Origin of the sequence: Actinomadura rubrisoli (genome assembly GCF_004349215.1) — a bacterium.
Taxonomy (GTDB): Bacteria; Actinomycetota; Actinomycetes; order Streptosporangiales; family Streptosporangiaceae; genus Spirillospora; species Spirillospora rubrisoli.
On the sequence record NZ_SMKU01000313.1, the window covers coordinates 1 to 11,098 of the forward strand.

Annotated in this window: 10 protein-coding genes; 5 read left to right on the top strand and 5 right to left on the bottom strand. The window is 74.0% G+C overall.

Annotation, left to right across the window (positions count from 1 at the left end; all coding sequences use genetic code 11):
* The first annotated feature begins 23 nt into the window (after positions 1-23).
* From E1298_RS37060 to E1298_RS37075, 4 genes are all read left to right on the top strand, one after another.
* Positions 24-2,528, top strand: coding sequence for a DEAD/DEAH box helicase (locus E1298_RS37060; RefSeq protein WP_131901788.1), 2,505 nt, complete (start codon positions 24-26; stop codon positions 2,526-2,528).
* A 17-nt stretch (positions 2,529-2,545) separates the two neighbouring features.
* On the top strand, positions 2,546-3,343 hold the full coding sequence (locus E1298_RS37065; RefSeq protein ID WP_131901790.1) for a carbon-nitrogen hydrolase family protein: 798 nt from the start codon (positions 2,546-2,548) through the stop codon (positions 3,341-3,343).
* Positions 3,344-3,433: 90 nt separating this feature from the next.
* The gene (locus E1298_RS37070; RefSeq protein WP_131901792.1) at positions 3,434-4,276 is read left to right on the top strand and encodes an LLM class flavin-dependent oxidoreductase; all 843 of its coding nucleotides are present in this window, start codon (positions 3,434-3,436) and stop codon (positions 4,274-4,276) included.
* A 99-nt stretch (positions 4,277-4,375) separates the two neighbouring features.
* The gene (locus tag E1298_RS37075; RefSeq protein ID WP_131901794.1) at positions 4,376-4,984 is read left to right on the top strand and encodes a hypothetical protein; all 609 of its coding nucleotides are present in this window, start codon (positions 4,376-4,378) and stop codon (positions 4,982-4,984) included.
* A 39-nt stretch (positions 4,985-5,023) separates the two neighbouring features.
* Here the strand turns inward: E1298_RS37075 and E1298_RS37080 are convergent, their stop codons facing one another.
* The 5 genes from E1298_RS37080 to E1298_RS37100 form a co-directional block, all read right to left on the bottom strand.
* On the bottom strand, positions 5,024-6,406 hold the full coding sequence (locus E1298_RS37080) for an FAD-binding oxidoreductase (protein WP_131901796.1): 1,383 nt from the start codon (positions 6,404-6,406) through the stop codon (positions 5,024-5,026).
* A 57-nt stretch (positions 6,407-6,463) separates the two neighbouring features.
* Complete coding sequence (locus E1298_RS37085) at positions 6,464-7,012, bottom strand: Clp protease N-terminal domain-containing protein (protein WP_131901798.1); 549 nt, start codon at positions 7,010-7,012, stop codon at positions 6,464-6,466.
* Between the two features lie 3 nt (positions 7,013-7,015).
* A complete protein-coding gene (locus tag E1298_RS37090) occupies positions 7,016-7,249 on the bottom strand; it encodes a helix-turn-helix domain-containing protein (protein WP_131901800.1) in 234 nt (77 codons plus the stop codon).
* Between the two features lie 80 nt (positions 7,250-7,329).
* The gene (locus E1298_RS37095; RefSeq protein WP_131901802.1) at positions 7,330-8,364 is read right to left on the bottom strand and encodes a CNNM domain-containing protein; all 1,035 of its coding nucleotides are present in this window, start codon (positions 8,362-8,364) and stop codon (positions 7,330-7,332) included.
* The gene (locus E1298_RS37100; RefSeq protein ID WP_131901804.1) at positions 8,355-9,686 is read right to left on the bottom strand and encodes a hemolysin family protein; all 1,332 of its coding nucleotides are present in this window, start codon (positions 9,684-9,686) and stop codon (positions 8,355-8,357) included. The genes E1298_RS37095 and E1298_RS37100 overlap by 10 nt, the downstream gene beginning before the upstream one ends.
* Positions 9,687-10,039: 353 nt before the next feature.
* Between E1298_RS37100 and E1298_RS37105 the strand changes: the two genes are divergently transcribed.
* On the top strand, positions 10,040-10,999 hold the full coding sequence (locus E1298_RS37105; protein ID WP_131901806.1) for an MBL fold metallo-hydrolase: 960 nt from the start codon (positions 10,040-10,042) through the stop codon (positions 10,997-10,999).
* Positions 11,000-11,098 lie beyond the last annotated feature (99 nt).

An 11,098-nucleotide genomic window follows, 5' to 3' on the forward strand; every position in this document is an offset into this window, starting at 1 on the left:
GGGGAGAGGGGCAGGATGGAGGGGTGAGCCTTATCGATGAGCTGCCCTCTGGAAACGACGTCGATCCCGATTCGCTGTTCGAGGCGTTCGAGCGATGGGTGTCGGGACGCGGGATCACGCTGTATCCCGCGCAGGAGGAGGCGCTCATCGAGGTCGTCTCGGGCGCCAACGTGATCCTTTCGACGCCGACCGGGTCGGGCAAGAGCCTGGTGGCGGCCGGGGCGCTGTTCGCGGCGCTCGGCAAGGACCAGGTGGGGTTCTACACGGCGCCGATCAAGGCGCTGGTGTCGGAGAAGTTCTTCGATCTCTGCGAGATGTTCGGGCGTGACAACGTCGGCATGATGACGGGGGACGCGAGCGTCAACGCGGACGCGCCGATCGTGTGCTGCACGGCGGAGGTGCTGGCCAACATCGCGCTGCGGGACGGCGCGGACGCCGACATCGGCGTGGTCGTGATGGATGAGTTCCACTTCTACGCCGAGCCCGAGCGGGGGTGGGCGTGGCAGATCCCGCTGCTGGAGCTGCCGCGGGCGCAGTTCCTGCTGATGTCGGCCACGCTCGGGGACGTCGGGTTCTTCCAGAAGGACCTGGCGCGCCGGACGGGGCGTCCGACGGCGCTGGTGACCTCGGCGGAGCGGCCCGTCCCGCTGATCTACGACTACCGGGTCACGCCGCTGCACGAGACGATCGAGGAGCTGCTGGCCGAGCAGAAGGCGCCGGTGTACCTGGTGCACTTCACGCAGGCCGCGGCGATCGAGCGGGCGCAGTCGCTGATGAGCATCAACGTGTGCACCAAGCAGGAGAAGGCCCGGATCGCCGAGCTGATCGGCAACTTCCGGTTCACCACGAAGTTCGGGCGCAACCTGTCGCGGTTCGTCCGGCACGGGATCGGGGTGCACCACGCGGGGATGCTGCCCAAGTACCGGCGGCTGGTGGAGCGGCTCGCGCAGGCGGGGCTGCTGAAGGTCATCTGTGGGACGGACACGCTGGGCGTCGGTGTGAACGTCCCCATCAGGACGGTCGTGTTCACCGCGCTCAGCAAGTACGACGGGCACCGGGTGCGGCGGCTGCGGGCGCGGGAGTTCCACCAGATCGCCGGGCGCGCGGGCCGGGCCGGGTTCGACACGGTCGGGTTCGTCGTCGCGCAGGCGCCCGAGCACGTGGTGGAGAACGAGAAGGCGCTGGCCAAGGCCGGGGACGATCCGAAGAAGCGGCGGAAGGTGCAGCGCAAGAAGCCGCCGGAGGGGTTCGTCGGGTGGGACGAGGACACCTTCAACAAGCTGCAGGACGCAGAGCCGGAGATGCTGCGGTCGCGGTTCCAGGTCAGTCACGCGATGCTGCTGTCGGTCATCGCGAGGCGGGGGAACGCGTTCCAGGGCATGAAGCGGCTGCTCACCGACAACCACGAGGAGCCGGCGGCGCGGCGGCGGCACATCGCGCGGGCGATCGCGATCTACCGGTCGCTGCTGGCGGGCGGGGTCGTGGAGGTGCTCCCGGAGCCGGACGACCTCGGACGGTACGCGCGGATCACCGTTGATCTCCAGGAGGACTTCGCGCTGAACCAGCCGCTGTCGACCTTCGCGCTGGCGACGTTCGAGATCCTGGACCCCGCGTCGCCTTCGTACGCGCTGGACGTCCTGTCGGTGATCGAGGCGACGCTGGACGACCCCCGGCAGATCATCGCGGCGCAGCTGAACAAGGCGCGCGGCGAGGCCGTCCAGGAGATGAAGGCGGAGGGCATCGAGTACGAGGAGCGGATGGAGCTGCTCCAGGAGGTGGACCACCCGAAGCCGCTGGAGGAGGAGCTCGACGCCGCGTACGAGATCTACCGGGCCGGGCATCCGTGGGTGGGCGACCATCCGCTGCGCCCGAAGTCGGTGGTCCGCGACATGTACGAGCGGGCGATGACGTTCACCGAGTACATCGGGTACTACGAGCTGGCCCGGGGCGAGGGGCTGGTGCTGCGGTACCTGTCGGGGGCCTTCAAGGCGCTGCAGCAGACCGTCCCGGAGTCGATCAAGACCGACGACCTGATCGACCTGATCGAGTGGCTGGGCGAGCTGGTGCGGCAGGTGGACTCCAGCCTGCTGGACGAGTGGGAGCAGCTCGCGAACCCCGCCGACGAGCTCGACGAGCCGATCGAGGAGCGGGTCACGCGGGTGACCGCGAACGCGCGGGCGTTCCGGGTGCTGGTGCGCAACGCGCTGTTCCGCCGGGTGGAGCTGGCGGCGATGGAGCGGTACGGGGAGCTCGGCGAGCTGGATCCCGAGTTCGGCGCGGGCGGATGGTCGGAGGCGATGGAGGGCTACTTCGCCGAGCACGACCAGCTGCTCACGGGCCCCGACGCGCGCGGGCCGAAGCTGCTGCAGATCGAGGAGGTACCGGACGACGCGCTCTGGCGGGTCCGGCAGGTCTTCGACGATCCTGAGGGCGACCACGACTGGGGGATCTCCGCCGAGATCGACCTGGCGGGGTCGGATCAGGCGGGGGAGGCCGTCGTCCGCGTGACGGGCGTGGACCGGCTCTGAGCGGGAGGGACGGGTAGATGGTGCAGGTGGCGGTGGCGCAGTTCGCGCCCGGTGAGGACAAGGACGGCAACCTGGCGGCCGTCCGCAAGCTCGTGGACGAGGCGGCCGGGCGCGGCGCGCGGGTCGTGGTGCTGCCCGAGTTCGCGATGTTCACGGCGTCGCGGATGGACGAGCGGTTCGTTCGCTCGGCGGAGCCCCTGGACGGCGCGTTCACCGCCGCGCTCGGTGACCTGGCGCGCCGTCACGGCGTGCACGTCGTCGCCGGGATGAACGAGCGGCTGGACGAGCCGGGCCGCATCTCCAACACGCTCGTCGCGGCCGGGCCGGACGGGACGATCGCCGCCCGGTACCGCAAGATGCACCTCTACGACGCGTTCGGGTACAAGGAGTCGGCGCTGGTGCGCCACGGCGAGATCGCCGATCCGGAGACGTTCACGGTCGACGGCGTGACGTTCGGGATGCAGACCTGCTATGACGTCCGGTTCCCGGAGGTGACCCGGCGGATCGTGGACGCGGGCGCCGACGTGCTGGCGCTGCCCGCCGAGTGGGTTCCGGGGCCGCTCAAGGAGGACCACTGGCGGACGCTGGTGCGGGCCCGCGCGATCGAGAACACCATCTATGTGGCGGCGGCCGACCAGTGCGCCCCGACCGGCGCCGGCAACAGCATGATCGTCGACCCGATGGGCGTGATCGTCGCGTCGCTAGGCGAGGGCTCCGGCACGGCCTCGGGGGAGGTCTCCCCGGAGCGCGTCGCCGCCGTCCGCGAGAAGAACCCGGCCCTGTCCCTGCGCCGCTTCGACGTGATCCCCCGCTGACCATCGCCCCCGCGCACCCCGCCGGTGCTGGCGGATTGACGAATGAGTGAGTGCTCACTCATAATGGGCGGGACGCGAGGGGAGTGGGCCATGGGTGATCGCCGGTTCCGGTTCGGGCTGATGGGCGCGGGGGCGCGGGACGGCGCCGCGTGGGCGGGGCTGGCGCGCCGCGCCGAGGAGCTCGGGTACGCGACGCTGCTGACCGCCGACACCACCGGCACCCCCGCCCCGGCGGTGGCGCTGGCGGTTGCGGCGGGCGCCGCCGCGTCGCTGCGGGTGGGGACGTTCGTGCTCAACACGGCGACCCGGCCGGTGAACATGATCGCCTGGGAGGCGGCGTCGCTGGCCTTCGCCACGGGCGACCGGTTCGAGCTGGGGATCGGCGCGGGACGGCCCGGCGGCGGGGCCGACGCCGAGCTGCTCGGCGTGCCCTACGGCTCCGCGGCGGAGCGCATCGCCAGGGTCGGGCAGGTGATCGACGCGGCCGCGCGTCCGGCGGAGGGACTGTTCGCGGGGACGGGCCGTCCGCCGCGGGTGCTGGTCGCCGCGTCCCGTCCGCGGATGCTGGAGCTGGCCGCGCGCCGGGCCGACACCGTGGCCTTCGGCGTCCCGCCGCTGACCGGGGACGACGGGCTCGCCGATCTCGTCGGCACCGTGCGGAAGGCGGCGGGCGGGCGGTTCGACGAGGTGGAGCTGTGCACCAGCGTCCACGTGGTCGGCGACGAGCCGCCCGAGTGGCTGCGGACGCGGATGGGCGTCGACGCGGCCGCCCTGTCGTCCGCCGGCGCGATAGCGATGCTCTCCGGGACGCCCCGCCAGATGGCCGACACGCTCACCCGGCGCCGGGACGAACTCGGCGTGTCGTACGTGACGGTGGCCGCGCCCTTCGCCGAGGACTTCGCCCCCGTCCTGGAACTGCTCGCGGGCCGGTGACCCGGGCGCCGAGGGCGGCGGACCCGCTCCGGTATCGAGGTGGCAACGGTTGCGGTGATTTTGTGTGCTTGAAGAGGCACTGACCGTGACCATTGGAGGGTGCGCCATTCACGCGACGTCCCGCCCGCCGGATACACGCGCGCCGCACCCGAGCCCCCGGGCCGCGCGCGCCGCCACCGCGCGGAGCATCGGCGCCCGGAGCGCCGTCGCGCGTTCCGGATGCCGCGGCAGTTCCCTGCCGTCGCCCTCGCGCTCGTCCTGTCCGCCGGGATCGTGGCCGTCGTCGTCTACGGCATGGCGCGCACGCCCCCGGCGCACCCCGTGACGCCAGACGCCGTCCCGACGCCGACGCCGCCACCGGTGCCGCCCCTGCCCGACCCGCCGAGGCCCAGCGGCCCCGCGACCAGCGGGAAGGCCCTCCTCCCGGACGGCGAGGCGGCGGGACGCGGCCGCCCCGGGCAGGACGGGCGGGACGGACGCAACGGGCGTCCTGAGCCTGAGCCCGGCGCCGCGAGCCCGGCGCGCCCGAGGCCCGCGCGGAACCCTCGACCGCGTCCGGCGCCCCGGCCGTCGTCGCCGCACATGGCCCCGAAAGCGCCGCCCGCCACCCCCGCCTGGGTCACCGCCGAGTGCCGGAAGCGGTTCCCCAACGACCCGCGCCGCAGGGCCGCCTGCGCCGCCGCCCTCGCCGACTACATGGCGCGGTGACGACGGGGCCGCGAGCGCCACGGGCGCCCGGGGGGCTGCTCAGGCGGGGTCGCCGAAGACCTTGCCGGGGTTGAAGACGCCCGCCGGGTCCAGCGCTGCCTTGACCGCGTGGTGCAGGGCGATGACCTCCGGTTCCAGCTCGTCGTGCAGCCCGCGGCGCTTGAGCAGGCCGACGCCGTGCTCGCCGGTGACGGTGCCGCCGAGCGCGATGGCGTCCGCGACGATGCGGTCGAAGGCGCGCTGGGCCCGCTCGCGGGCGGCGTCGTCGCCGGCGGGCGCGATGATGAGGGGGTGCAGGTTGCCGTCCCCGGCGTGCGCGATGTTCGCGATATGGGTGTCGTGCTCGACCGCCGCGGCCTCGATGCGGGCCAGCATCTCCGGGACGAGCGCGCGCGGCACGCACACGTCCTCGGTGAGGACGGGCCCGAGCCGTTCGAGCGCGGGATAGGCGAGCCGGCGGGCGGTGAACAGCGCCTCGGCCTCCGCCTCGTCCTCCGATCGGGCGCTCCAGGTCGCGCCCGCCTCCTTGAACAGGCGCGCCATCGCGTCGGCCTCCGCCTCGCCCGCCTCGCCCGGCAGGTCGCCACGGCCGAGGAGCAGGACGTTCGCGTCCGCCGACAGGCCCATGTTCCGCCACGCGTCGACCGCGCGCAGGCAGTGCCGGTCGACCAGCTCCAGCGCGCTCGGGACGATCCCGGCGGCGATGACGGCGCTGACGGCCTCGCCCGCGGTCCGCAGGTCGTCGAAGTAGCCGACGACGGTGCGCTCGGGGGCGCGGGCGCCGCGCAGCCGGACGGTGACCTCGGTGATCACGCCGAGCGTGCCCTCGGATCCGACCATCAGGCCGCACAGGTCGTACCCCGCGACGCCCTTGGCGGTGCGGCGGCCGAGCCGCACGACCTCGCCGCGCCCGACGACCGCCTGGACGGACAGGACGTAGTCGCGGGTCACGCCGTACTTGACGCAGCAGATGCCGCCCGCGTTGGTGGCGACGTTCCCGCCGATCGTCGACCACGGCGAGCTGGCCGGGTCCGGCGGGTACCAGAGGCCGTGCTCCGCGCAGGCGAGCCGCAGGGCGTCGTTCACCACGCCCGGCTGGACGACCGCGAGCCGCTCGACCGGGTCGATCTCGACGATCTCGTCCATCGCCTCCAGGGAGAGCAGCACGCACCCGTCCAGCGCGTTCGCGCCGCCCGACAGGCCCGTGCCCGCCCCGCGCGGGACGATCGGGACGCCGAGCCCGGCGCACACGGTCACCACGGCCCGCACGTCCTCGGTCGAACCGGCGCGGACGAGCGCGGCGGGCGTCCCGTAGGGCGCCCACTGCGCCTCGTCGTGCGCGTACGCGGAGATCACGTCCGGATCGGCGACGATCCGGCCGCCCGGGATGCGGTCTCGAAGGGAATCCAGCAATGCGCCCATGGATCCCAAGTAATCACAGATCCCGGGGACCGGCGCCCGGGGGCCCGCCCGGAAGGGTCAGGCCGCCTCGGAGGTGAGCTGCCGCGTGACGTCGGCGCGCAGGGCGCCGAGGTCGGCGCCCGCCTCCGTCACCAGCCGCACGGCCAGGAACTCCTTGTCGTGCAGGACGCCGAGGAGGACGTGCCCGCTGGCGATGTGCTTCTGCTTCAGCCGGATCGCCTGCCGCAGGCTCTGCTCCAGCGCCTTCTTCGCCCTGGGGGTGAACGGGATGTGCCCCTTGGGTGGGCGGCACGGCTTCCCGGCGGGCGCGTCCAGGGCGCCCTCGCCGAAAGCCTCCTCCGTGGCCTCGCGCACGGCGTCCAGGTCGATGCCGATCGCCCGCAGCGCCTCGGGGTCGAGGGGGGAGCCGCTGAGGCGGGCGATCCGGGCCCGGATGTCGCCGGCGTCCAGGCCGTGCCGACCGAGGGTGCCCGCGGTGGCGTCCCCGCCCTCCAGGAGCGCGAGCAGCAGATGCTCGGTGCCGATGTGGTGGTGGCCCAGCGCGCGCCCCTGCGCCTGCGCGCCGGTGACCGCGTTCCGCGCGCCCTGGGTGAAACGCTCGAACATCCCCTACGCCTCCTTCTTGAGCAGGCGGCGCCCGCCGCCGTGCTTCTTGTGGACGGCCTGCCTGCTCACGCCGAGGCAGGTCGCGATCTCCTGCCAGGACCAGCCCTGCTCGCGGGCACTGGCGACCTGGAGGGCCTCCAGCCGCTCGGCCAGCTCGCGCAGCGCGCGCACCGCCCGCAGCCCGACGGCGGGATCCCGGCTGCTCGCCTCCTGGGCGAGCGTCACTCCATCGCTCATGTCTGTCAATGTAGGTTGACACCGCGATCATGTCAACCGAAGTTGACATGCGGCCGGGGTCGGGCGAGGGCCGACCGGGATCAGGCGACGGTCAGCAGCGTGGTGAGCAGGTCGTCGAGGCTGACGAGCCCGGCGAGCCGTCCGTCCGGGGCGACGGCGAGGCCGAGCTGGCTGTGGCGGGCCCGCAGGGTGGCGACGGCCTCGCCCACCGGCGTGCCGATCGGCATCACCGGAACCGGGTGCGCCAGCTCGCCCGCCGGCGTCTCCCGGCCCCGGGCGCGGGCCAGGTAGGCGTCCCGCACGTGCACCATCCGCGCCTGCCCGGCCTGCCCCGACCGCCCGGCGCCGGAGTCCCGGAGCATGATCCGGATGATGCCGGTCCGCGCGGCCGTTTCGATCACCTCCCGCGGGGTCGCCGACGCCGGCACCGACACGATCCGCGAGGCCGGGACGACGAGGCCCGCCAGCGGCGCGCGCGGCGCGTCCAGGGCGGCGGTGATCAGGGACAGGTCGGTCTCCTCGATCAGCCCGAGCCGCCGCGACTCCACCGCGATGGTGCGCAGCTGCTCCGGCGTGCGCGACACGTTCCGCGAGGCGTCCACGCGGATCCCGGCCGCGCGCAGCAGCAGGTTCGTGACGGCGTTGAGCGCCGCCAGGACGGGACGGACGAGCGCGGTGAACGCGCGGAACGGCGGCGCCAGCACCGTCGCCGAGCGCTCCGGGTCGGCGATCGCCCACGACTTCGGCGCCATCTCCCCGACCACCATGTGCAGGAACGTCACCAGGCCCAGCGCGAGCACGAACGCGACCGCGTGCGACGCCCCGCCGGGCAGGCCCGCGGCGTGCAGCGGCGGCGCCAGCGTCTCGGCGAACACCGGCTCGGAGACCAGGCCGAGCCCGAGCGAGCACATCGTGATGCCGAGCTGCGCCCCCGCGAGGGTCACCGTCAGCTCCTCGATGCCCGCGACGGCCGCGCCCGCCGCCCGGCTGCCCCCGGCGGCTGCCCGCTCCAGCCGCGGCCGCTTGGCCGCGATCAGCGCGAACTCCGCGGCCACGAAGAACCCGTTGCCGGCCAGCAGCGCCAGCGTCAGCGGCGCGCCCAGGGTCAGCTCCACCCGTCCCCCTCGACCGTCCGGACGCGGATCAGCTCCGGCACGTGCCGGTGGACGGTCAGCACCTCCACCACCGCCGTCCGCGGCGGCTCGTCCAGCCGGGCCGGCGGCAGCTCGACGGTGACCACGTCCCCCGGCCGCGCGACCCGCCTGAGCCGCTGGAGCAGCAGCCCCGCGACCGTCTCGTAGTCGCCCTCCGGCAGGTCGATGCCCGTCTCGTGGGCGACCTCGTCCACCCGCAGTCCCGCGTCCGTCGTCCACCACTCGCCGCGCCTGACCGCCAGGTCCTCGTCCGCGTCGTGCTCGTCGGCGATCTCCCCGACCAGCTCCTCGGCGACGTCCTCCCAGGTGATGAGCCCGGCGAAGCCGCCGTACTCGTCCACCACGCAGGCCAGCGGGACGGGGGCGCCGCGCAGCCGGCGCACCACGTCCGGCAGCGGCAGCGAGGACGGCAGCAGCAGCGGCGGCCTGGCGATGGCGCGGACCTCGGTGCGGTCCGCCTCCTCCGGTGCGAGCAGGATCAGCTCGTCCAGGCCCACGACGCCGACGACGTCGTCGACGCTCGCGCCGACCACGGGGTAGCGGGAATGCCCGCTCGCGGCGATGATCTCGCTCAGCTCGCCCGCGCGGGCGGACGCCGGGACGGTCACGACGTCCACGCGCGGCACCATGACCTCCTCGGCGTCGCGCTCGGAGAACGCCAGCGCCCGCTCCAGCAGGTCGGCGTGGCCCTCCTGGAGCTGCTCGCCGGACTCGCCGATGATGTGGCCGAGCTCCTCCAGCGTCGCGCCGTGGTGCAGCTCCTCCACGGGCTCGATCCCCACCGCCCGGACGAGCCGGTTCGCGGACGCGTCGAACAGCCGGATCAGCGGCGATGCCACCGCCATGTAGACGAGGGTCGACGCGGCCAGCGCGCGCGCCAGCGGCTCAGCCTTCGCCAAGGCCAGGTTCTTGGGGAGCAGCTCGCCCAGCACCATCTGGATGATCGTGGCCAGCGCGAACCCCAGCGCCACCGCGACGCCACCGGCCGCGCCGTCCGGCACCCCGGCCGCCCGCAGCGCCGGGCCGATCAGGTCGGCGAGCGCGGGCTTGGCGATGAAGCCCACCACCAGCGCGGTGACGGTGATGCCGAACTGCGCGCCCGACAGCATGAACGACAGGCGCTCCATCACCCGCACCGCCCGCGCGGACGCCCGGTCGCCCTCGGCGGCGCGCTGGTCGAGCAGCGGGCGGTCGGCGGTGACGAACGCGAACTCCTGCGCCACGAAGTAGCCGGTCGCGGCGGTCAGCACCAGCACGGCCAGCAGGCCGAGGACGGCGTTCACCCTCGACCCCCCGTGCTCCGGCGCCGCCGGCCGCTCCTGCGGGACACGATTCCCCTTCCTCCCCTTCGCGCGTTTCCATCCATGATCTTCCCTACCCGCCCGGGAGCGGTCGCCACGGCGGGGGAGGACCCGATCGGCGAGCACGACAGCATCTCAGACGTCCGGCGGCGAGGCGGCATCTCAGACGTCCGGAAAGGGCCGCGGTGGCGGCACCCGCACGAGACCTGGACCGTCCCGCCCGCGTAGATCCCGGTCCGGACGGTTATCGGCCCCTCCGCCGTGGAATGAACCCTGCGCGTGATCGGCCGCGCCCACGCGAGCGACGCGCGGCCACGACTGCGAAGGGGGCAACGATGCCCAGACCGTTCGCATCGTCCGCGGACCTGGACGACAAGGCGCAGACCCTGGAGGTCCTGGCCGACGGGGTGTACGCGCTCACGGCCGAGGGTGACCCCAACATCGGCGCCGTCGAAGGCGAGGACTTCCTGGTCTGCTTCGAGGCGCTCGCGACGCCCGCGGCGGCCCGCGACTGGCTGACGATCCTGCGCGCCCACACCGACAAGCCGATCCGCTACCTCGTGCTGTCGCACTACCACGCGGTGCGGACCCTCGGCGCGAGCGCCTTCCAGGCCCCCGTCGTCATCGCCCACGACCGCACGCGCGCGCTCATCGCCGAGCGCGGCGCGCAGGACTGGGAGTCGGAGTACGGGCGGATGCCCCGGCTGTTCAAGGAGCCCGCGACCATCCCCGGCCTCACCTGGCCGACCCTCACCTTCTCCAGCACCCTCACCATCGACCTCGGCGGCGACCGCGGCGACCTCGACCTCGCCTACTGCGGGCGCGGGCACACCGAGGGCGACATCGTGGCCTGGCTGCCCCGCCGGCGGATCCTGTTCGCCGGCGACCTCGTGGAGACCCAGGCCGCCCTCTACACCGGCGACGCCTTCCACCGCGACTGGGCGTCCGGCACCCTCGACCACGTCGCCTCGTTCGGCGCGGAGACCCTCGTCGGCGGGCGCGGCGCCGTCGCGCACGGCCGCGCCGCGTCCCGCGCCGCCATCACCCAGACCCGCGACTTCCTGAAGACGATGCTCCGCGAGGTCGGCGGCGCCCGGCAGCGCGGCGGCACCCTCAAGGACGCCTTCACCGCCGTGCACGCCGCGCTCGCTCCCGCCTACGGCGGCTGGCCCATCTTTGAGCACTGCCTGCCGTTCGACGTCTCCCGCCTCTGGGACGAACTGGACGGCGTCGAGCGCCCCCGCATCTGGACGGCCGAGCGCGACCGCGAGGTCTGGGCCCAACTCCAGGACTGACCGCCCACCAGCGGCGCGGGATCGTGAGGGGCGCGGGGTCGTGAAGGGCGCGGAATCGCCGGGGGCGCGGGATCGCCGGGGGCGCGGGATCGTGAAGGG